This is a genomic window from Umezakia ovalisporum Ak1311 (assembly GCF_029891685.1).
In the GTDB taxonomy this organism is placed as follows: Bacteria; Cyanobacteriota; Cyanobacteriia; order Cyanobacteriales; family Nostocaceae; genus Umezakia; species Umezakia ovalisporum.
On the sequence record NZ_JANQDJ010000080.1, the window covers coordinates 1 to 22,447 of the forward strand.

A 22,447-nucleotide genomic window follows, 5' to 3' on the forward strand; every position below is an offset into this window, starting at 1 on the left:
TCAACAAAACTGTTGACGGCTTTTGTGTCCATATTGCGGCTAAAATTGCCTCTCACACTCTACGTCTTTTGCTTCGTCGCCGTTTTGGTATTAATGTTCTCACTTTCCAGTCTCAACCTATTTAATTCACATTAGGCGTAAATGAGAACGCCTAATACAGTTTTTAAATTTTTAACTTGGATTTCTACTGTTTGTTCAATTACTTAATTAAGGTTAAATAAAGTGAATTTCACTATTCAAAACGTTCTGATTGCTACCAATGACGATTATCTAACTGTAGATGTGCGGGTTGTAGATGGTAAAATAGCAGCCATAGCACCTGATTTAGATGTCATCGGTACTATTTTTGATGGTAGCAATAAGCTTCTACTACCGGGTTTTGTTAATGCCCACACCCACTCTTCAGAAATGTGGCAACGGGGAGTTATGTCTATCTTTCCTTTAGAATTGTGGCTAGCGGAGTTATATGAGTTTGCCTCTCTAAATTTAGAAAAAGTTTATCTCGGTGCTTTGGGAACGGCTGTGGAAACTTTACTTTCCGGTGGGACAAGTGTGGTGGATCATTTGGTGTTAATTCCTGGACAAGAATTAGAAACCATTGCTATGGCAATTCGCGCTTATCAAGAGGTGGGAATTCGTGCTTTTATCGCGCCGCTCATTCAAGATGAATCCCTCTCAGCCGGTATACCGTCGGGGGAGTCTGTACAAAAGCATGAGCTTTATTTTCGGACAACGAAAGCAATACTAGAAATTCTAGAAGAGGCTGTGAAACAATTTCATTGTCCCGAAGGGGGTGTGAGTATGTTGGTTGCTCCCACGGGTATTCAATTGTGTACTGATGCTTTATTTAAGGGATGTATTGATTTGAGCGATGGCTATGGTCTTTGTCGTCACTCTCACTTGCTGGAAACGAAAGCACAGGAAAAACTAGCCCAAGAAAAATACGGTTGCAGCGCTGTTGAATATTTACAACGCATTGGTTATTTGAGCGATCGCACTTCCTTGGCTCATTGTGTTTGGTTGAATGATGATGATGTTAACATTCTTGCCCAAAGTCAATGTACGGTTGTTCACAATCCTTTAAGTAACTTGCGTTTAGGTAGTGGTATTGCTCCGATTTTAAAATACCTCCAAGCTGGGGTAAATGTCTCTTTTGGTTGTGATGGTGCTGCTAGTAATGATTCTCAAGATCTGCTGGAAGCTATTAAGATTGGTTCTATCTTGCACAATGTTACAGATTTTGATTATCGCAATTGGATTTTACCGAGAAAGTCTATAGAAATGGCATCATTGGGTGGTGCAAAGGGACTGAATGTGGCGGACAAAATTGGTTCTCTGACTCTGGGTAAGGAAGCTGATTTGGTGCTTTATGATTTAACTAATTTGTCTTTACTTCCCCGTACAGACCCTGTTGGTTTAATAGTTTTAGGTCGTCCCACAAATGTTGTTTACAGTGCTTGGGTAAATGGACGGCAAGTTGTTAGTAATGGTCGAGTTAATACTATTAATGTGGATTATTTACGGCAAGAATTATTTAGGCGCAGCCAGTGGGAAACAAAGCGCAAATCTCAAACTGTGTCAGAACTAGAAGCTCATTATCGCCAAGTCATGGATTTGTGAAACTCAGAATAAATTTCCTTGGCTCGCTTTGGAGGCTAACGCTTGACGTAACCTAATTGCCAGTTTTGTGGTTTTTGTAGTTCACTGAGCTTACCTTGGGCAATTAATTTGAGAGCAATACGAGTGTTTAAAAATCCCTTAATCAAGGTGTAGTGTTGGGGTTTATTAACCCTAGGTGAAATTTTGCCAAGATTCTGAAATCCTCCGCAATAAGTTCGATTTCCAGGTATTGATACTGTGAATAAATCATCACTTTTGTATCCAATAGGAATTACGAAGATAGCGTAAACATTATGTTGTCCACGCCAAGGTTTAATTACTAATCTTTGAGGATGGGTATAGTATTTTTCCCTTTGTGGGGGATTGAATGCTTGTTGCTGACATGTCACTATGGGTGGTTGTTTTGAGATGCGAGAAGAAATATAAGAAAATCCCAGAATGCTAAATAAGCTTAATAAGCTTATTAAAAATAATATGTAAAGTATGAGTTTTCGCACTGGTGAATTGTTAAGTTAGTTCTTTAATCTCATATTTTAGCTGGTAAGTTTAAAAAGCGCTCACAGTTATTTGTTTATTATTTCCATTTTATTTGAGTTAAATATGAAAATTTTTTGTTCTGGTGCTGCTAGGTTTGTTTGGGTGTCAGGTTTGTTTCTGTGTTGATTGTCCTTTTATGCTGGAGAGAGATTAACCTCGTGATGAGAATTTTTAAATTTTATGAGCGATTAAGGGCATTATCGCTTTTCTGTTGTTAATTTAACAAGGAATATGAGTATGAAGTTAAGTTAGCTGGTGTTGATTATGATGTCTGATTCTACTGGTTTCCGGGATACTAAAAATCATTGGGCTAGGTTATTCATTGAAGAATTGGCGGGGCGGGGGTTTTTAAGTGGCTATCCTAATGGAACTTTTCGACCCGATTATTCTGTGACTCGCGCTGAGTTTGCTGCTATGGTTGGGGCGGTGTTTACAGGTTCACCGCGGCGTGAATATGTTCCTTTTACTGATGTACCTTCTAATCACTGGGCGTTAGGTGCTATTAAAAAGGCTTACGAAACAGGTTTTATTGTTGGCTATCCTGATAAGCGTTTTCGCCCCAATGACAGAATTTTACGCGGTGATGTTTTGGTTGCTATGGTCAATGGCTTGGGGATGGCTGCTGATGTTAAACCAGATTTGCTGACTGCATTACCACGATTTTATCAAGATGCAAATAAAATCCCTGGTTATGCTAGAAGTCAAGTGGCTATGGCAACTAGAACTGAGTTGGTAGTTAATTACCCCAATGTTAAGTTGCTTAACCCCAATATGGCCTCAACTCGTGCTGAGGTGGCTGTGATGGTATATCAGGCTTTAATTTATTTGGGTAAAGCTGATAAAATTTCTTCAGAGTATATTGTAGTTCCTTCTGGGTTTGTACCAAGTTCTGAAACTATTAGGGTTGGCCATGGGCGAGAGTTTCGCGGGGTGTGGGTGACCACGGTATGGAATAGTGATTGGCCTTCTAAGCCGGGACTTTCAACGCTACAACAACAGGCTGAGTTGGTGGAAATTTTGGACGGATTACAAAGTCTCAATTTTAATGCTCTGATTTTGCAGGTACGACCAGAGGGTGATGCGTTGTATGCTTCGGATTTGGAACCTTGGAGTGCTTGGTTGACGGGAACCCAAGGAAAACCACCAGAGCCTTTTTATGACCCTTTGGAGTTTGCGATCGCGGAGTGTCACAAGCGTAATATTGAACTTCATGCTTGGTTTAATCCCTACCGAGCTAAGAGTAGCACTAAGTCTACACCCAATGTTAGACCCCATATAGCTTTGACTAATCCTGAAGTGGTTTATCAATGGGGAAATCAACTTTGGATGGATCCAGGAGTTAAGATTGTCCAGGACAGGGCTTACAATGTCATTATGGATGTTGTGGATCGCTATGATATAGATGGTGTTCACTTGGATGATTATTTTTATCCTTATCCTATCCAGAATCGGATTTTCCCTGATAATAAGACCTATGCAGCTTACAGATTAACTGGCGGTAAACTCAGTTTAAGTGAATGGCGACGGGAAAATGTGAATCAAATGGTGTTGCGGCTATTTCAAGGAATTAAAGCTACAAAGCCTTACGTTAAATTCGGCATTAGTCCTTTTGGTATTTACCGACCTGGACAGCCAGAGGGAATTAGGGGTTTGGATGCCTATGATGTGCTGTATGCCGATGCTAAAAAATGGTTGGAGCAAGGCTGGATTGATTACATAGCTCCTCAACTTTATTGGCGCATTGACCAAGCTGCACAAAGTTATCCGCTATTACTGAAATGGTGGACAGAAAATAATCCTCAGCAGCGACATATATATGTGGGGAACAATATCAGTCAACTGGATGGGAAAGCATGGAAAAATGAGGAAGTTAACAAACAAGTGATAATTACTCGCAACCTGGCGGCTAAGTTGTCACTAGGTAATATCTTTTTTAGCATGAATTCGATTAATCAAAATCGTGAGGGAATTGCTGACATATTCAGAAGATCTCTTTATGCTTCCCCAGCTTGTGTACCTGCTATGTCATGGCAGAATGGAGCGGCACCACTTCCGCCGCAACAAGTACAAGTTAACAATCGCCGGTTGAGTTGGCAACTTGGTAATAATCAGTGGGTTCGTTCTTGGACACTTTATCGACAAACTGGTAACAATTGGATACTTCAACGGGTGTTATCTGCTGGTACAACTTTCGCTACTGTACAACAGGCTGGAACTTATGCTGTGTGTGCTGTTGATAGGTTGGCAAATGAGAGTTTGGGTGTGGTGGTTAAGGTTAATTAAAATGTAGTATCTGTTGAACATTCAAATAAATGTAATCCTAGCCGCCGGGAAAGTTCCTCGCACACTTTGACTCCCCGGAGGCTGTTACCACGCATATCTAAGAGTGGGGAAAATACTCCAATGCCGATTTTGTGAGGTACAACTGCTATAATCCCACCACAAACACCACTTTTAGCTGGAAGGCCAACTTTGTAAGCCCATTCACCTGCAAAGTTATACATTCCACAGGTATACATAATGCTGAGAATATCTTTAATGTAACGACTATCTAGTGCTTGTTTGCCTGTGATTGGGTTAATACCTCTGTTGGCAAGGGTGGCCGCCATTAGGGCTAGGTCTTGGCAATTTACCATTACAGCACATTGCTGAAAGTAAAGGTCTAAAACTTCTTCAATGTTATGGTCAATCATCCCAAAGTTAAGCATCAGGTGGGCTATGGCGCGGTTGCGGTGTCCTGTGCTGCGTTCAGAGGTAAAAACTGAGATGTCAACGAGTGCATTGTGTCCGGTGTATTTGCTAAACATATCCAGCACCCGGTTTAAGCGTTCCGTTGCTCCAGACCCTTTGATTAAACTGGTGGTGGCGATGGCACCTGCATTCACCATTGGGTTGTAAGGTCGCTTGGACTGTTCATCAAGAATAATGGCATTGAATGCGTCTCCTGTTGGTTCCACACCAACTTTGGTTAAAACATAGTCTCTACCATGGTCTTCTAAAGCAAGGCCGTAGGCAAACACCTTGGAGATGGATTGAATGGTGAATTGTTGTTGATGGTTTCCCACTGAGTAAGTTTGCCCATCTACTGTGGCAATGCAAATACTGAATAATTCGGGATTGACTTTTGCTAGTTCGGGAATGTAGTTTGCTAGTTGTCCTTCTTTTAGGGACTTGTATTGGGAATATAAGTCGTTGAGAACAGCTAAAAATGGAGCTGAGGGGATTTCTAAATCTTTTGGATGTGCTTGATTTGCCATAAGACTGAAAGTCTGGTGTCTTATTCATATTTGAGTTAATATGGCAAGGGAAAATACTTGTATTATTTATTACATACTTTTTAATCCACTCATGCCAATAAAGGTTTTTTTATTGTCTCACCATCGATTTTAATTTGTTGGTAAAAATTTTTTATTTACCTGATTAGCTGACTTTTTTACGTGTTTTAACAAAAGTAAAAAGTTTCAAATAATACTTACTTTATCAACTTATTAAGTATATGCTGGTAGGGTAGATATAATCAGATCAGTCCAAGTCAAAAGATGGCTATTAAGCTATCTAAAATAAATAATCTCTGCGAGTCTCGTTACAGAAGATTGTTAGTGGCATATCAGCAGTTTATCCACTCAATATAATCAAAGATTGTGAGAGACTTTAGACTTCAATATGTTGAATTATTATCTACAATATTTAATAAATTTATATGTTATTTTAACTACATTTTTCTATCAGGAGTCTTACAGCTAATTAAAAATTAGCAAAATATTAAATTTTCGTATTAAAAATTTTGTTAATTGAAAAAAACGTTACATGGTCAAAATCCTCATTTGAGAAAGGTTTTGCCCTAAAAATTAGAATTGAAATTGAATTTGGTGATGTATATCTACGCTAAAACCCTGATCCCCAAGCTCAAAAATTCATGTTACTGTGTTGCAGTTAATAAACGAAAGTGAAAGCGGAACAAGTTCGAGTTATTAAGAATAGGCCACTTTCAAGTGGCACAAAATCCCGCGAACTAAGAAACTGCTGTTCTACAGTCGCTTTAAAAATCTGACGCATGAATCAAAGATATTTGTGGACTATTGTCGCCCTGTTTCTGACTGCTGTGGGTACGCCCTCAGTCGGTCGCACTCAAACTACTACGGCAAAGGCAGCCACTCTAGTTGCTCAAAAATCATCAGTTGGCGATGCTGTGAAAGTGGGGGAGTTAAAAACCTCAGCAGGGAAACTTACCTCGGATAATGTGATGACAAAGATTCATTCTCACAATATTGGAGGTCGCAAGGCGGCAACCCTGTTTATCAAAAACATTCCAGTTCTCACCTTTTTGAGCTCTCAGCCAGTCACAAGTGTTGATACAAAAGTTGGTGTAATTGAAGAAACTGAGGGACAACAGTCCTTTGCCTCAATTGCCGGTAACTCAACCAAGTTAACCAGTGTAGGAAAGTCTACGAATGCGAACAACCTAAAGAAATCGCTTCATGACGACCCAGTCCATAGAGCTGGTTTAATAGCAGCTAGTATTAACCAGCTGGTCCGAAACAGTCAGGACGCTAAACAGATTACCGTCAGTTGGAACTGTGAGGGCCAATCTACAGTTACCCATCAACCCCAGAATAAAAGTGCCTCTGTGCAACAACAACCAAGGGATTGTACAAGGCGCAGTGCCGGAGGCGATGGCTATATCATCAAAGTTAATGACCAAGAATTGGTAGAAATCAATGCAAAAACGAGGCTGGCAAATACCACCAACGATTTGGCAAAAGATGCGTTGCAAGCAACTAATCGCTTGCGGAGAATAATTGGCAATGCATCTCCCATCAATGAAATTGCTAACCTACCAGAACATTCCAAAATTTCTTTACCACCCCAGGCACAACTGATTTCCACCAATAGACGACTCAGTTTCCGAGGTATAGCTTCCTTTTACGGTCGCGGTTTCGCTGGGAGACCTACGGCAACGGGGGAGAGATTTAATCCAGAAGCCTTGACTGCTGCCCATCGTAGCTTACCCTTTGGTACACGAGTCCGTGTCACCAACATTCGCAATGGTCGTTCGGTTGTAGTACGAATTAACGACCGCGGCCCATTCATTCGGGGTCGAATCATTGATATATCTACTGGTGCAGCTAAAGCTATAGGAATGATCAATACTGGTCTTGCACCAGTGAAGATTGAAATTCTTGGTAGATAACTCTTTAAGATAGGACAAAGGGGAAGGAAAATAGGACTGACGGGATAGTAGTTAGCCTTCCCTGTCCACCTTCCTTCTTTGGCTGCCTTGTCTCTCCCCATCGGGGGAGAATCTTAAAAAGAACTAGGGGTATTTTGTGCGCCTGCTGACAACAGTTGCGGCTTTACGCTGCTATTTAACTCAACGCTGTTCAGAAAATCATCTGAGGGTTCCAGAAGATTTGGAACTAGATGAGATGACTAGTTGGTATCATACGGCTGTCGGTTTGGTGCCTACGATGGGAGGATTGCATCAAGGTCATTTAAGCTTGATTAAAAGAGCAAGACAAGAAAATTCTACGGTAATTGTCAGTATTTTCGTCAATCCGCTGCAATTTAGTCCTGATGAGGATTATGAACGCTATCCCCGCAGTTTAAAATCAGACCAACAACTCTGTATGCAAGCAGGGGTAGATGCAATTTTTGCACCTACTCCCGAGGAAATGGGTGTTTCTCAAAAACTTATACAAAAATTACAAGTTACACAAGTAACTCCTCCATCTGCTATAATTTCAGGCTTATGTGGTCGTTCTCGGATAGGTCACTTTGAAGGTGTAGCGACAATTGTAACCAAGCTTTTCAATTTGGTACAACCTGACAAAGCCTACTTTGGACAAAAAGATGGTCAGCAATTGGCTATTATTAAACGGCTGGTGGCTGATTTGAATTTTCCAATAGAAATTGTTGCTTGTCCAACAGTGCGGGAACCTTCAGGTCTGGCTTTGAGTTCTCGTAATCAATATTTGACTACACAAGAAAAAGAGCAAGCCGCGATCTTATATCGGGGTTTACGCCAGGGATCTGCTGCTTTTAAGGCAGGTGTTCGTGATAGCAGTGAGCTGATAGCAGTGGTACAACGAGAACTCGCAAAGGTTAGTAATCTAATTGTGGAATATGTTGAATTAGTTAAACCGACTACGTTGATGTCTCTAGAAAAAATTGAGGAGGAAGGAATGCTGGCGATCGCAGCTCGTCTTGGTTCGACCCGTTTAATTGATAATACCATCTTGAGCAATCGTCAACCGATTATCGCCATCGATGGCCCCGCAGGCGCTGGTAAATCTACAGTGGCTCGTCAAGTGGCAGCGAAGCTTGGTCTAGTGTATCTAGATACAGGAGCTATGTACCGGGCTGTAACTTGGCTAGTGCTACAACAAGGTATTGCTGTTGAGGATGAATGTGCGATTGCGGAGTTAGTTAATCAGTGTAATATTGAACTTACCCCCACTGATGATCTGCATTTTCCAGTCAGGGTTTGGATTAATGGTGTTGATATTACTGAGGCAATTCGCACGAGTGAGGTGACATCTCAAGTGTCCGCAGTAGCAGCACAAAGTGCTGTACGTCAAGCACTTGTTAAAAAACAGCAAAGCTGGGGTAAAAAAGGTGGTTTAGTTGCGGAAGGTCGAGACATTGGGACTCATGTTTTCCCCGATGCTGAAGTAAAGGTGTTTTTAACTGCATCAGTCAGTGAACGGGCACATCGCCGTCAGCAAGATTTTAAAAAACAGGGTCAACCTGATGTGAATTTAGAGCAGCTGAAACGCGATATTGCTGAACGTGACTGGAAAGATAGTACTCGTAAAGTTTCTCCTTTACAAAAAGCACCAGATGCTCTTGAGATACAGTCTGATGGTCTGAAGGAGTCTGAAGTCACAGCAATAATTGTTAACTATTATCAAGAACGCTGCTCTCGGTTGTAGTGGTGTGACAAGGCTAAAGTTTGGCATTAGTTAATGTCTCTATTATTGGGTTTAATGGCGTGTTGATGAGCGTTTTATTAGCTCTATCTTAACTAATCCAATGTTTTAGTCTTGCCGCAACAAGCGAGAGGAGGGAGGTATTTATTTCAGTGGGGGTTTTGCTGGGGGTTATTAGTAGTTATTATTAATAATGATTAATTTGTAGTAGTTTGGGGGAAATACAACTGTATTTTGTTGGAATCCTCACTTTGGTAGTAGAATGACGATGTTAAGTTTTATATTCTTTATTTGATTGGATATAAGACTGCTACACATAAAACCTGTAATTCCCTGAGCTGCTACAACAGCTTTCAACTGGAAAACAGTAAAGAGAGGATTTCACAAAATGGCATTTACACAGCCCGCTTTACCTTACGATTTTAATGCTCTAGAGCCGTATGGCATGAAGGGCGAGACTTTTGAGTATCACTACGGCAAACATCATGCAGCCTATGTGAACAACTTGAACAAGCTCACCGAAGGTACAGAACTTGCTTATAAGTCTCTGGAAGAAGTGATCCAAATTTCTTTTAAAGATCCCTCTAAGGTGGGAATCTTTAATAATGGTGCTCAAGTTTGGAATCATAGCTTTTTCTGGAATTGCATGAAGCCGGCAGGTGGTGGCGCACCCACTGGTGATTTAGCAGCTAAGATTAATCAGGATTTTGGTGGCTTCGACAATTTTAAGGAAGATTTTTCTAACGCGGCTGCAACTCAATTTGGCAGTGGCTGGGCTTGGTTGATTGATGATGGTGGTACTCTGAAGGTAATGAAGACACCAAATGCAGAGAACCCCTTGGCTCATGGTAAGAAGGCACTCCTAACTTTGGATGTTTGGGAGCACGCTTACTACATTGACTACAGAAATGCTCGTCCAGCTTTCATCAAGAACTTTTTAGAGCAGTTGGTAAATTGGGACTTTGTAGCCGAAAATTACGCTAAAGCCTAATCATCTGTCAGTTTGGCTCAGGTATCTCAAGGTCTAAAAGTCATTTAATTTACGACCACTGCAAGCAGTCACGACTAGTACCGTGGCTGTTTTTACTGAGTAAAAAGTAGAGGCTGCTATGGATAGTAAAGAACTAGCTCAATATGTGGAATCAACAAATAGCATTGCTAAACCTTGGCTATTAGTACAGCTACGGTTGAAGAAATTACAAGAACGCCAAGCCAGTATTTCAGAAGATGCATATGCTAATGAATTAGCGGATATTCATCAAGATTTGATGAATTTGGGTGAATGGTGGTGTGGTCTGGAAGAGGAAGTATTTTAATGGTTAACTCACAAGTAACCATGGTGAAATGATAGCCTAAGTTGGTAATGAACTGATAACGGTGCAGTTAGGAATGGATTATCGGGATGCTGGGGTTGATGTTGAGGCGGGTAGAGCTTTTGTAGATCAAATTCGCAATTTAGTTCACAGTACTTTTAGACCAGAAGTTATTGGGGGAATAGGTGGTTTTGGCGGTTGCTTTCAACTACCACCTGGTTTTAAAGAACCTGTGTTGGTTTCGGGAACGGATGGTGTAGGTACAAAGCTGAAAATAGCTCAGATTCTCAACTGTCATGACACGGTGGGGATTGATTTAGTAGCGATGTGTGTTAATGATGTGCTGACATCAGGTGCAGAACCACTGTTTTTTTTAGATTATGTGGCTACGGGTAAGTTAGAACCAGAGCAATTGACTCAGGTGGTGGCGGGTATAGCTGCTGGGTGTAGCCTGGCGGGTTGTGCTTTGTTAGGAGGAGAAACCGCAGAAATGCCCGGTTTCTATTCAGTAGGTGAGTATGATTTGGCTGGGTTTTGTGTGGGAATTGTGGAAAAAAGCCAAATGTTAGATGGTTCTCAGGTGCAACTTGGGGATGTAGCCATCGCACTTCCTAGTACGGGTGTACACAGTAATGGCTTGAGTTTGGTGCGGAAAATTGTCAGCGATCGCGCTTTGGATTGGAGTGAACGTCCACCATTATTGGGTGGTGAAACTATAGCAGAAGCTTTTCTCAAACCTACACAAATTTATGTCAAGCCTGTTCTCGCATCTCGTCAAGCTGAGTTAGAAATTCATGGTATGGCTCATATTACAGGTGGTGGATTACCAGAGAATTTACCCAGATGCTTGGGTAAAAATCAAAGTATTCACATCCAACCCCACAGTTGGACTATTCCGCCTATATTTCAGTGGCTAGCTGAGGTCGGTTCAGTCAGTGCTGAGGCTATGTACAATACTTTTAATATGGGAATTGGTTTTGTGTTGCTAGTGCCACCTTATCAGGTGGAAAAGACAATTACTTTTTTTCAATCGCAGGATATTTCAGCTTTGGCAATTGGTGAAGTCATTGATGGTTCGGGTACATTGACGGGTCTGCCATAGGTATAATTGACGGTGTACATGAGTTTCTGACCGTTATATAAAACCTAAAAGTTTCCTGCGGAAGAAAGATATTCTCTCAATGACCAAATAGGTGGTTTTTCAGCCACTCTGTGGACTCTCTCAGTTGGTAGTGATATCAATCAAAACCCTCCCTAAAGCTTCATAGAACAACTTCCTCCTCGTCATCGGCCCCCCAAACCCTCCTTTGTCCGGAAAAGTGTCCGTCAAATTTGTTGTTTTATGCAAGGATTACTCACCATTATCACTGATTTACTTACTGGCAAAGGCATTTGTTTAAATGGCTTATTCCCATTCCCACCTCCTTTTTCTTCATCAATTGCTTTTAATAGCTCTTAAAGATGTCTCTTTTCATAAGAGGCATAATTTTCTTGTCTACGATACCTCCTTGTGTTGCCCTGACGACAATGTAAAAAACCTAACCCTGTGACCTCAGGGAGACCCCGAGACCGCACTGACTCATATTAACCGCTGCGTTTAAATCCCTGTCACATTCAAATCCACACTTACTCTTATGTACCTTATCTCACTCACAATATTCCCCCGCCATTCCGGTGTTTCCTTTTGGTGATGCCAGTTGTCTGGGGAGAATATCAATCCTGGCTCACCGTGGTCTGAGTGCATTGTCGGTAATGTTTCTACTTTATCATTGTTGGGAGTACTAAAATGTCTGCCTGGGGTGGATTTTTATATTGGTCGTGATTCATCTGTGGGTAAACTCCTTCGTCGCTATACTGGGAGTCATCTCGCCACATCAAAGATAGACAAATGAGCAATTCCGCGAAGTTAGTTAAATATGTTATTGAAAAATTTTTGACTATCTTTATACAAGCAATTGGAAATACTCATGACCGTTAGCATTGAGATTTGCTAAGGTAGTCTTAACATATTGAGAAATTTGGTTACTAAAGCTGAAAAATAACTGCGGACACTTTCAAGTCTTGGAGTTTTTCTCGCAAATAGGTTAGGTGTGGCGTGCTGGTGTGTGGGGAATCACGTATTTTCGTTTAGAGAAGCTTATGGTTATAAATTTTGCTCGGACATCTACTTGCACAGAAATTTTAAGGCAAGTTTTCCAGAGGGTTAATGCTGAAAGCTGTCCCAGAATATTTAATTTTCATATGCACACTGTCTACTCTGATGGCAGGTTGCAACCAAGTACATTGATGGAACAGGCCATCGCTATTGGGCTACAAGGATTAGCTATTACAGACCATCATAGTATTGGGGGGTATCAAGCCGCACAATTATGGTTAGAAGATTGGCAGTGGAAAAATGGCAGTGAAAACACCCCTTATCTATGGAGCGGGGTAGAAATTAATGCTAACCTTTTGGATGTTGAAGTACATATTTTGGCTTACGCGTTTGAGCCAGAACATCCCAGTATCAAACCCTATTTACAAAGTCAAAGTACTACAGGCAAAGAGTATGAAGCAAATAACATAATTGCTGCTATACATCAAGCCGGGGGATTGGCAGTTTTAGCTCATCCAGCTCGTTACAAGCGATCGCATTTTGAATTAATTCCAGCTGCGGCTGAATGGGGAATTGACGGTGTTGAGGCTTTCTACGCTTACAAGAACCCTAAACCTTGGCAACCCAGTACTTTAGAAACACAACAGGTACAACAGTTAGCTAATGAATATCGACTGTTTAATACCTGTGGTACTGATACCCACGGTCTAAGTTTGCTACAACGCTTGTAAGGATGAAGCAAAATTTATTAACATTCCTGGCCAGTCCAACCAGGAATTTATTGTTATGGTGGACTTGCTGAATTATTCCTAGAGGAAAAATCCAACAGCGCCTTGGCAAACTGTTGTAAAAATTTGCCTCTTGAACGTACCTGATCTGTCACCTAAATGGTATAAAAGTACTAGTTTTCATCATATTCCACCTTGCGCCAATCAAGATCCTTAACTTACTGTGAATTAATTGTGGATTCGGTAGAATGTTCCTTAACAATAAGGTATGGTCTGAAGAAGTACTTGCAACCACAGCAGCCTACCCATTGCCCATCTTATTAAACTTATTGATCACAAAACTTTTGATGGTCTAAAACGATGCCAGCATCTGTTAACTTCGACTTTGAGGACGATAAATTTAACGCACCCCCTAATAAAACCATACCCTGGTGTCAGATGATTAACCCTCGGTATGGCATAGATGGTATCCAGCCCCACGGGTTAGCGATTAAATTAGATAATGCGACTGCTGTAGGCTTTCAACCCGATGAAAATTGGCAACAGGTAGAGCATGAATTTAGCTCTAAAGTGGAAACAGTTTTTATCACCACTACCCCAAAGTTAGTTGTAGTCCGCCGAGGTCCTTTATCTGTCAAAGATCGGGAAACTGGTAATAAACTTGGTACTCTTAAAGAAAATTATGAAGCTTTTTTAGCAGACAAACTTAAATTTTTAACCTTTACTCGCCACCTCATTTACCTAGTAGGAGCAAATAAAAAGTTTCTGCACGAATCTCCATTACAATTAACCCTTAGCGGCGCAGCAGGAGCGAGTTTTAGCAAAAATTACTGTGAGTTTCAACAAGGAAGAGTGATCAGTGGCTTCCTAGCTGAACTGGAAAGAGCTTATGCTGTGTATCGCCAGCAACCTCTGTCACCAAAAGGCCCGTTATTTCACGCTCATGGCATTTTCTGCCCAATGATTGAGTGTGAAGAAAGAGGAATTGAACCAAATATTGTCATGGTAGCTTCAACGGCGGAGTATGAGCATCCTACTGTTGATACATTAACCGAATACCTGATTGCTTCAGATTCTGTTGAGTCTGCAATCATCTGCAAGACTTTTGAAGAATACAAAGAGTTTGGTAAGGAATCTATCAAAGTAGAAGCACCCAAAATGGCAGCAATTGGGGTTTCTAGTTCTTATATTTACCCGGATGAAGATGATTATCCACCATACTAGAGTGGTGGTAATAACTACGGAGTAGGGAATAGGAGAGTATAAATACTAGTATTTTCCCTGATTCCCCCTCCCTCCCTATTTTTTGAGCAGTAAATAATATAGTGAACCGTTACCACCTGTAACCCCGGCGCGATCTCCTGCCACTTTGCCAGATCCCATGAAATAATCGACCCTTCCGGGGCTTTTAATGGCACTTCCTGTGTCTTGATCTAGTACAAAGCGGCTCACAGTACGATATTCCATTTGACCATTGCCAGTGGGATATGGTAAGGAAGTATGAATCAGTGCTAGTGCCCCCGGAGGCATGAGCGACTTATCTGTAGCAATGGAACGCTCAGCTGTGACTGGTACATTAATACTACCCGTAGCCGGTCTACCGGCGGTTTCTTGGAAGAAAACAAATCTGTCCCACCGCGGTAGATAATTACTCAATTCCTGGGGCTGGCTTTGGAAAAACTTGACTATACCAGGCATATTTAATTGATTTGCCGCTAATTTACCATCTTTGGACAGTTGTCCGCCAATACTAGTCCAGGGGTAATCTGTTCCCCCGGCAAAGCCCACAGAGGTTTTTGTCCCATCAGTTAACTCAATTTGGGCAGAACCTTGAATATGTATCATGTATGCATCTAGACGATGGCGGAACCACAGCATTTCCAAACCACTTAACTGGCTTCTCTCAGCTAATAAACCGTCCTGACCTTCCAATTCCACTCGTCTGGGGTGAGGTTTAGCCCATTGCTCAAAGTCTGGTGGCCGTCTATATAAGGGATACTTGTATTCATGAGTCCTCACACGGCTGGCAGTATAAATAGGCTCATAGTAAGCAGTAAACTTCACGGTGCCTTTACCATCATTACCCACAGACTTGTAAAAGGCAAACTCTCGACGAACGGAGGCCTGCAGTTCTGCGGGGGATTTGGAATTAATCAATAGCTGGCGGAAACGAATTAAACTGCGACCCACGCGGTCATGGGTAATTCCCTTAACTGGATAGTTTTGATACGCTGCGATCGCACTATTTCTCTGCAAGTAGCTCAAACTATGGTCAATTGCTACCAATAAAGCCTGACGATCACCAGACTTACCCCCTCGGTGCCAAATTTGCTCATCCCAACCCAAACAAGCGTGTCTGGGAGTACAATTATTTCCCAGTCGGAGAAGTTTAAGGGGAGGCCGCTGGGTTTTAGGAATGGCGGGCTGGACTGGCGGTTGTGTTTTAGGATTAGTTGGTACTGTTAAGGGGACAGAAACCTGAGCCACAGCTGACCAGATAGTATTTATTAAGGCAATTCCCAAACTTAAGGAAACCAAAGCAAGGCTTTTTCTCATGATTTAGTTTAATCTTTCAACACTAAAGCTAAAAATTGGTTCTACTTTTTGCCAAAATCCGAATCGGATGTACTACTAAGTAGTCCTGCTGAATATTCTTGATTGGTACGTTCATCAATTCATTAGAGTCAAATTTAGGCATAAGGGAACTGATGTACCATTTTTGAAAATCTTGAAAACTGGGAAAACAAACTTCTTATCGGTGACCACCTTCTATTGGTGTCCTAGGCATAAAATGGAATCACTTAAAACATATTCAACTCATTGTTAACCATGTAAGGCCTGATGAACAGGGTAAGCATACCAAAAGCCCAAAAGCTTTTGTTGGAAATTTCAATTAATAACACATCAATCCTCACGATTCACAGTTGCTTTCACTTTAGACGGCCTGCACTTTTAGCAGTTCCCTAAAAACTCAAGGAAATACTTGGTAGCTCTCAAAACTAGCTCCAATAATTCAAACCTAGAAACATACTGTGTAAAAGTATGTTTCTAGATTAGTGTATTTTTAACTTAATCACTCGCAACGTGAATTAATACTGTTGAGGACCCTTGGCATCACATTCTCTATTCAAACACCGTTCCAGAAGTCTAATTCGCCAACCATGGGCAAAACGACGAGGATTTAATTCTAAATTAGAATTACGACTAAATAAGGGTTGGTTCAGATATTCCCAAAAAGGAAATTTAATCTTGTTGTGTTGTGGTGACATAGGAGGAACAAAATAGTATAAAAACGTTGCGACAGAGTAGCTGACAGGTCATGTGAGAACTTGCCAGACCATGATTTGCTAGTTTAGGATGACATGATACATATTCAATTGTCTTGGTGACAATTGCGGAATCTTACCTAAATATTTTTGTCAGATTTGCTATAGTGTCTATGAGGATAAAAGTTCCTAATCAAGAAAACTATTTTACTTATAGATCTAGACGTACCAGTTGCTAGAGTCTATAAAGGAAAATTTTTTTGCCAAGGTTGGTTGAGCCTTCCATGAACAGATGTCACGAGTGTACGAATTGCAGAAGTCAATTAAGGCAATATATAGGCTCACAAAAAAGCTCCCGCCAAATTTGAAACTGTGGCAGGAATCTTAGCGTACAAATTATTATTGATTAATCTGTTAATAATGAGTGCCAGTTTTACGATGATTAATAGCAGTCACAGCATCAGGCTTAATTAACTTACCATTATTAACAGTTCCATAAACTACCCAATGATCGCCACATTCCATACATTGGTTAACCGAGCATTCTACATAAGCTATTGCATCAGCAAGAACCGTACAGCCATTATCTGCAACTGTAGTACTAAAATTGACAAATCTATCCTCGCCAGGAGCAAAAGTTTTGCGGAAATGCTTTGTGTATTCTAAATGATTACCTTCCTCCAAGATGCTTAAAGCAAATTTACTACCTGGATACATCAGAGATTCAATGGCTCTGTCCTTGGCAATAGCCACAGTCAGTCCTGGTGGGTTGAACGTAGCTTGTGAAACCCAAGAGCCTAGCATCCCAGTAGAAACATGACCTTGTTTAGCCGAAACAACACAAACCGAACCAACAATTCTACCCACCGCTTGCTCCATAGAACTAGCAGCTTGTTGGGGTAAACGGACTTTTCTAGCTTTTTTCAAAACTTGTGCAAAATCCGTACCAACTTCTTCACAAAACTTGAGAGCTACATCATCCGGCTTAAACTTGACCTTGAGTGTATCAAATCCAAAGCGATAGCCAGCATCGCGAAGTTTACCTTCAATTAAATCAAAAGCTTCCCCACTCCAACCGTAAGAACCAAAAACACCTGCAAGCTTGCTGCTATCACCCACAGCCAAGACAATACCTAAAGCAGTATGAATGGGAGTAGGAGCATGACCCCCTATAGTGGGAGAACCAATGATAAAACCATCAGATTGTTTAATAGCAGCGCGGATTTCATCAGGGGTGGCAATTTCGCAGTTAATGGATTGGACAGCAACTCCACCCTTAGTTAGTCCCAAAGCTATAGCCTGAGCTAAAATCGCTGTATTTCCATAAGCTGAAGCATACAATAAAGCTACGGATATGTCGCGATTTTTTTGAGCATTGCTCCATTCTGCATAAGCCTTAGTCAATTCCATCAGTCCAGTACGCACCAATAAGCCATGACCAGGAGCATACATTCTCACAGGGAAATCTGATATTTTTTCCAAAGCTGCTTGTACATGTTGAGCTTGAGGAGCTATGAGACAAGTATAGTAGTAGCGCCGGTCTTCTTTGAATAATTCAGGGTTCTCATCAAACACTTCATCGCTACAGACATGAGCGCCAAATAATTTATCTGTGTAGAGTATTTGAGTTTGCTGGTCGTAAGTACAAAGTCCTTCTGGCCAACGAGGACTGGGAATGGGCAAGAAGTTTAAAATGTGACCTTTACCTAGGTCTAGGGTTTCCTTGCCCCGCATAACTAAAATTTGCAGTGTGTTATCTGGAAAAGCACAACGTAAATTAGCAGCACCAGGAAGAGAACAAACAATAGTAACCTGGGGTGCTAATTCCAGAATTGCCTTGAGAGTTGGCACCCGATTAGGGCTAAAATGACCCAAAATCACATAATCCAAGTTTTTTAAATCAAAGGTCTGCTGCAATGCTGCTAAATAATTTTCAGTGAAAGTTTCAGCAGGCGGGTCAATAATTGCACTTTGACTTGCTTCAATTAAATAACAATTGGAAGTAGTACCTCTTTCTCGTGCGTATTCAACTTCAAACCGCAAGCGTGACCAGCTACGCGCTCTAATAATTTTTGTGTCTGTAGCAATGGGGAGAACTTGTACATCACGGGGTTTGGAATTGCTCATAGATTTTTGGTGAAGTGTTGCCAAATGAAAAACCAAAGAGAAATTGCCCAGTTTTTAGCAAATTTCAAGAAGCGTGCAAAATTCATTTTTACTAAGTCGCCATCGCATAAAATATGGAAAACGCGATTTATATTGAAAAGAAATTCAGAAGTAGGGAGAAAGTTCTTGAACCTACTCCTCATTCCCCAATACCCAGCCTCCAATTAGTAGTAGTTGCCTACTTTGCGATGGCGAACTGCTGTCAGTGCGTCAGCCTTGGAAACACGACCTTCTTGAACAGTGCAGTATAAAATGCAATGATCGCTGCATTCCATGCTTTTTTCAACTTCACATTCCATGTATGCGAGAGCATCAGTGAGAATAGGAGAACCGTTTTTGGCAGTTTGAAATTTGACCCCAGCAAATCTGTCTGTTCCTGGGTGTAAGCGCTTCAGAAAATGCTTTTTCAGTTCTTGATAATTTCCTTCTTCTAGAACATTGAGGACAAAGCAATCGCCTACTTGCATTAATGAATCAATGGCGCGGTCTTTGGCTACGGCGATGGTGAATCCTAGAGGTTGGAAGCTAGCTTGGGCTACCCAAGAAGCCAACATAGCACTTTTGATATTACCTTTTTGGGTGGTGACAATGTACAGTCCATTACTAATGCGCCCCAAAGCTTTTTCCATGTTCACATCAAGAGATTTGATTTGCTTGATGTTGCGATTGCCTTTGGTACTGCTCTCGCCGCAATCGCGCATTACCAATTGTCCCAAATCTATGCCTGCTTCTTGGCAATGGTGAAACGTATTTTCTGAAGGAGTTTCTTTAATGCGAATAGCTGAGAAAGCTTCTTTCACACCTAAGTCGATAAATTTACGCCGCAAAGTATCAATAGGTTCATCATCACCCCCGTAACTTTCAAACAAGCCAATTAATTGCTTGTTTTTGACAACAGATAACAATGAACTAATCCCAGCTTGGGCTGTAATATCTGTAGATGGGGGCATCCCGATTACAACCCCCTTGGCTCTACCTGCTAATTCCTGAATTTCTTGCAGTTCAGCTGTGCTGATATCAATGACTTCTACTCCAACCCCGGTTTTTTGTATGCCTTCGGCTATAGCTGTAGCGATTTGCTGCCCATACCCATACTCAGAAACATAAAATAAGCCTACCGTAGTTTCTGTTTTAGCTTGTCTTTGACTCCAAACTTGGTAGCACTCTGTTAATATTTCTAAATGATGGTAAAGTATGGGGCCGTGACCGTTGGCAATCATGTTAATTTTTCCCAGTTCGCTCATTCTTTTCATAGCATTGAGCAGAGAACGAGCGTTAGGTCCCATAAGACAGTCATAGTAAAATCTAAAATCAGCTTCAATAGCTTCTAAATCTTCATCAAAAGTGCGATTGTCACAAAAGTGCATCCCAAAAGCGTCGCAAGTGAACAAAGTTTCGGTTTTGCGGTCGTAGCTGAAAATAGTGTCTGGCCAGTGCAGGTTAGGTGCGCTTACAAATTCAATTTCGTGTCCTTTACCAATATTGATGCGATCGCCACTTTTAACAATTCGCTTAGAAAATGGATCATGTACTAAACTTTCTAAAAACTGGAGAGCAATTTTTGAAGCTAATACTGTTGCTCTGGGAGCCAACTGAAGCACATCTTCAACTAAGCCGCTATGGTCTGGTTCTGTGTGGCTAACAATTATGTAATCAATAATCTTGGGGTTAATAAGGCTTTTGAGTGTATCTAAATACAATTGACGAAATTTCTGGTGAGAAGTGTCAATCAAAACTGTCTGCTCGCCTCTAATTAGATATGAGTTATATGTTGTACCGTTTTGCAGTCCAAACTCAATATCAAAGCGATCGCGATCCCAATCAAGAGAGCGAATCGCCGTTGTATTAGGAGCAATTTCTACAGTCTGTATAGTTAGTCGATGCTGTACATTCTCTGCGATCGCTACCATTCTTCATCTCCGAGCTAGAAATTTTAGTATTCTTTTCTGCACTCATTGTCCCTGAAATTTATTTTTAAGATTGTAATCAAGATGTTATTTCTATAAATTAACCCTGTAGCATTTATAGCGGTTTTTCAGCATTTTTTAGCACTTAAATCATAGATAGTGAATTAATTATGCCACCGACATAAACTTTTAAATATTGATAATTATTGAGAACTTTTAACCACCCAAAAAACATCATACATATCTTATTTTGATAAAAACAAATTCGTAATAAAAAGCATAGAATGAAAGTTTTGAACCCAGAAAACCCCAACCTAGACACAAAGTTAAGCCGACTCTTAATGTAAAATTACTTTGTGTATTGGCTGTTTTGCGGGCTAATAAAATAAATGAGTAAAAAAAAAGGCAAAGTTTATCTTGTGGGTGCTGGACCTGGAGATGTGGCATATCTGACTGTGAAGGCTTATCATCTCTTGGCTAAAGCTGAAGTATTAATCTACGATGCTTTGGTAGATGAGCAATTGTTACAGTGTGTTTCTCCTGATTGCCTACAAATCAATGTTGGTAAACGTGGTGGTCAACAAAGTACTCCACAAAGCGAAATTAATTGGTTACTTGTGCGGCACTGTTTGCAAGAACAACAAGTGGTAAGATTAAAATCAGGCGATCCGTTTATTTTTGGGCGCTGCACCCAAGAAATTCAAGCCTTGCAAGCCTCTGGTTGTGAATTTGAAGTAGTACCAGGAATTTCCTCAGCTCTTGCAGCCCCATTGATGGCAGGAATTCCCTTGACTGATGCTGTACTTAGTCGTTGTTTTGCAGTGTTTACAGCCCATGAACCAGATGTTTTAGACTGGGAAGCATTATCTCGGTTGGAAACTTTAGTAATATTGATGGGTGGCCGGTGCTTGCCAGAAATTGTACAGCAACTTCTTAGGAATCAGCGATCGCCTTCTACTGCTATTGCTATTATCAGGCAAGCGGGAACTCCTCATCAAAAAATTTGGATAGGGGAACTAAATAATATTCTGGAACAAACTGCAAACATTTCTCTCTCTCCAGTGGTAATTGTTATTGGCGAAGTTGTAAGACTATCAAAAAATAGTGGGAGCCTGAGAACCCCTATGCTTTAGCGAGGGGATGAAACGCGAGTCAGGGGGATAAATACCCATGTTTCCTCATTTCCCTTGTTGACTTTCAATATACCTTTTAACTACCTCAGCGCTTACCTGATTTGTTGACGCTACAAAGTAAGTCAATGTCCACATAGCAGGTATTTTTTTAGTTATGGAAACTCTTTTCTTAGGTGATGAGATACTCTACCTTTAACCCATCTAGCAATATCTGCTGGTGATTCATGGGTAAGAGCATTGATGAATAAATGAACGTGGTCAGGTTGAACCATCAGCGCAATAAGTCGCCGTCCATGCTCTGTTACTAGCTCAAAAATAATCTCTTGTCACCTTTTAGCAACCTTTTTAATTAATACTGACTTTCTACGCTTTGGTACAAAAACAAAATGGTAATTAATTGAAGATACAGAGTTCTCGGTGCGCCTGTATTCATGGTCTTCCCTAGATAATTTAGCCATATTTACTAAGAATATTGTTGTCAAATATTATAGTAACTATTATTATAAAATACAGGAGGTGATGAAAAATTCTACATAAGAATCCCGCTAAAAGCAAAGTTTACTTATGAACAAAAAGCTTTTTGGATTGACCAATGCCAACAGTTAAATAGTTTAATTAATTGCGCCATATATGCAACTGGGCAGGCTTATTATGCAAGCTTAGAGGAATGTGATAATTATTTTACTACCCACTGGCGTGGTGATGAATTACGTCATGGCTGGAAAATTTATCATTGCAAAACCACGTACCTAC

The 22,447-nt window shown here is 40.9% G+C and carries 16 protein-coding genes and 3 pseudogenes; 11 read left to right on the forward strand and 8 right to left on the reverse strand.

Annotated elements, in window-relative coordinates; translation table 11 throughout:
* Nucleotides 1–125: pseudogene (locus tag NWP25_RS18855) on the forward strand (IS982 family transposase); the annotation flags it as partial.
* Between the two features lie 97 nt (nucleotides 126–222).
* A complete protein-coding gene (locus NWP25_RS15550) occupies nucleotides 223–1,620 on the forward strand; it encodes an amidohydrolase (protein ID WP_280652738.1) in 1,398 nt (465 codons plus the stop codon).
* A gap of 35 nt (nucleotides 1,621–1,655) precedes the next feature.
* Here NWP25_RS15550 and NWP25_RS15555 read toward each other — a convergent pair whose 3' ends face one another.
* The gene (locus NWP25_RS15555; RefSeq protein ID WP_280652737.1) at nucleotides 1,656–2,009 is read right to left on the reverse strand and encodes a hypothetical protein; all 354 of its coding nucleotides are present in this window, start codon (nucleotides 2,007–2,009) and stop codon (nucleotides 1,656–1,658) included.
* Nucleotides 2,010–2,421: 412 nt separating this feature from the next.
* Here NWP25_RS15555 and NWP25_RS15560 point away from each other — a divergent pair, with 412 nt between their 5' ends.
* Nucleotides 2,422–4,440 carry a glycoside hydrolase family 10 protein gene (locus tag NWP25_RS15560; RefSeq protein ID WP_280652736.1) on the forward strand — a complete coding sequence of 673 codons (2,019 nt, stop codon included), beginning with the start codon at nucleotides 2,422–2,424 and terminating at the stop codon, nucleotides 4,438–4,440.
* Here NWP25_RS15560 and glsA read toward each other — a convergent pair.
* A complete protein-coding gene (gene glsA, locus NWP25_RS15565; RefSeq protein WP_280652735.1) occupies nucleotides 4,437–5,414 on the reverse strand; it encodes a glutaminase A in 978 nt (325 codons plus the stop codon). The genes NWP25_RS15560 and glsA overlap by 4 nt on opposite strands.
* A 797-nt stretch (nucleotides 5,415–6,211) precedes the next feature.
* Between glsA and NWP25_RS15570 the strand changes: the two genes are divergently transcribed.
* The 7 genes from NWP25_RS15570 (at nucleotide 6,212) to NWP25_RS15600 (ending at nucleotide 14,446) form a co-directional block, all read left to right on the forward strand.
* A complete protein-coding gene (locus NWP25_RS15570) occupies nucleotides 6,212–7,348 on the forward strand; it encodes a septal ring lytic transglycosylase RlpA family protein (RefSeq protein ID WP_280656385.1) in 1,137 nt (378 codons plus the stop codon).
* Between the two features lie 136 nt (nucleotides 7,349–7,484).
* Nucleotides 7,485–9,089 carry a bifunctional pantoate--beta-alanine ligase/(d)CMP kinase gene (locus tag NWP25_RS15575; protein ID WP_280652733.1) on the forward strand — a complete coding sequence of 535 codons (1,605 nt, stop codon included), beginning with the start codon at nucleotides 7,485–7,487 and terminating at the stop codon, nucleotides 9,087–9,089.
* A gap of 385 nt (nucleotides 9,090–9,474) precedes the next feature.
* Nucleotides 9,475–10,077, forward strand: a complete 603-nt coding sequence (gene sodB / locus NWP25_RS15580) for a superoxide dismutase [Fe] (protein ID WP_280652732.1) — start codon at nucleotides 9,475–9,477, stop codon at nucleotides 10,075–10,077.
* 118 nt (nucleotides 10,078–10,195) lie between these two features.
* Nucleotides 10,196–10,402, forward strand: coding sequence for a hypothetical protein (locus NWP25_RS15585; protein WP_280652731.1), 207 nt, complete (start codon nucleotides 10,196–10,198; stop codon nucleotides 10,400–10,402).
* Between the two features lie 73 nt (nucleotides 10,403–10,475).
* The gene (purM, locus tag NWP25_RS15590; RefSeq protein WP_280652742.1) at nucleotides 10,476–11,501 is read left to right on the forward strand and encodes a phosphoribosylformylglycinamidine cyclo-ligase; all 1,026 of its coding nucleotides are present in this window, start codon (nucleotides 10,476–10,478) and stop codon (nucleotides 11,499–11,501) included.
* 1,037 nt (nucleotides 11,502–12,538) lie between these two features.
* Entirely contained in the window at nucleotides 12,539–13,225 is a 687-nt protein-coding gene (locus NWP25_RS15595; RefSeq protein WP_280652730.1) for a PHP domain-containing protein, read from the forward strand.
* 357 nt (nucleotides 13,226–13,582) lie between these two features.
* The gene (locus NWP25_RS15600) at nucleotides 13,583–14,446 is read left to right on the forward strand and encodes a DUF5895 domain-containing protein (RefSeq protein ID WP_280652729.1); all 864 of its coding nucleotides are present in this window, start codon (nucleotides 13,583–13,585) and stop codon (nucleotides 14,444–14,446) included.
* A 75-nt stretch (nucleotides 14,447–14,521) separates the two neighbouring features.
* Here the strand turns inward: NWP25_RS15600 and mltA are convergent, their stop codons facing one another.
* The 5 genes and pseudogenes from mltA to NWP25_RS15625 all read right to left on the reverse strand — a co-directional run bounded on the left by mltA (nucleotide 14,522) and on the right by NWP25_RS15625 (nucleotide 20,564).
* Nucleotides 14,522–15,778, reverse strand: a complete 1,257-nt coding sequence (gene mltA, locus NWP25_RS15605) for a murein transglycosylase A (RefSeq protein ID WP_280652728.1) — start codon at nucleotides 15,776–15,778, stop codon at nucleotides 14,522–14,524.
* A 3-nt stretch (nucleotides 15,779–15,781) separates the two neighbouring features.
* Nucleotides 15,782–16,010, reverse strand: a pseudogene (locus NWP25_RS15610) (hypothetical protein).
* Nucleotides 16,011–16,311: 301 nt separating this feature from the next.
* Entirely contained in the window at nucleotides 16,312–16,491 is a 180-nt protein-coding gene (locus NWP25_RS15615; protein ID WP_280652727.1) for a hypothetical protein, read from the reverse strand.
* Nucleotides 16,492–16,902: 411 nt separating this feature from the next.
* On the reverse strand, nucleotides 16,903–18,615 hold the full coding sequence (locus NWP25_RS15620; RefSeq protein WP_280652726.1) for a diflavin flavoprotein: 1,713 nt from the start codon (nucleotides 18,613–18,615) through the stop codon (nucleotides 16,903–16,905).
* Between the two features lie 203 nt (nucleotides 18,616–18,818).
* Nucleotides 18,819–20,564, reverse strand: coding sequence for a diflavin flavoprotein (locus NWP25_RS15625; RefSeq protein WP_280652725.1), 1,746 nt, complete (start codon nucleotides 20,562–20,564; stop codon nucleotides 18,819–18,821).
* Nucleotides 20,565–20,950: 386 nt separating this feature from the next.
* Here NWP25_RS15625 and cobA point away from each other — a divergent pair, with 386 nt between their 5' ends.
* Nucleotides 20,951–21,694 (forward strand): uroporphyrinogen-III C-methyltransferase, encoded by a 744-nt coding sequence (gene cobA / locus NWP25_RS15630; protein WP_280656387.1) that lies wholly within the window; start codon nucleotides 20,951–20,953, stop codon nucleotides 21,692–21,694.
* A 45-nt stretch (nucleotides 21,695–21,739) separates the two neighbouring features.
* Here the strand turns inward: cobA and tnpA are convergent.
* A pseudogene (tnpA, locus tag NWP25_RS18860) lies at nucleotides 21,740–22,152 on the reverse strand (IS200/IS605 family transposase).
* Nucleotides 22,153–22,447: the final 295 nt, after the last annotated feature.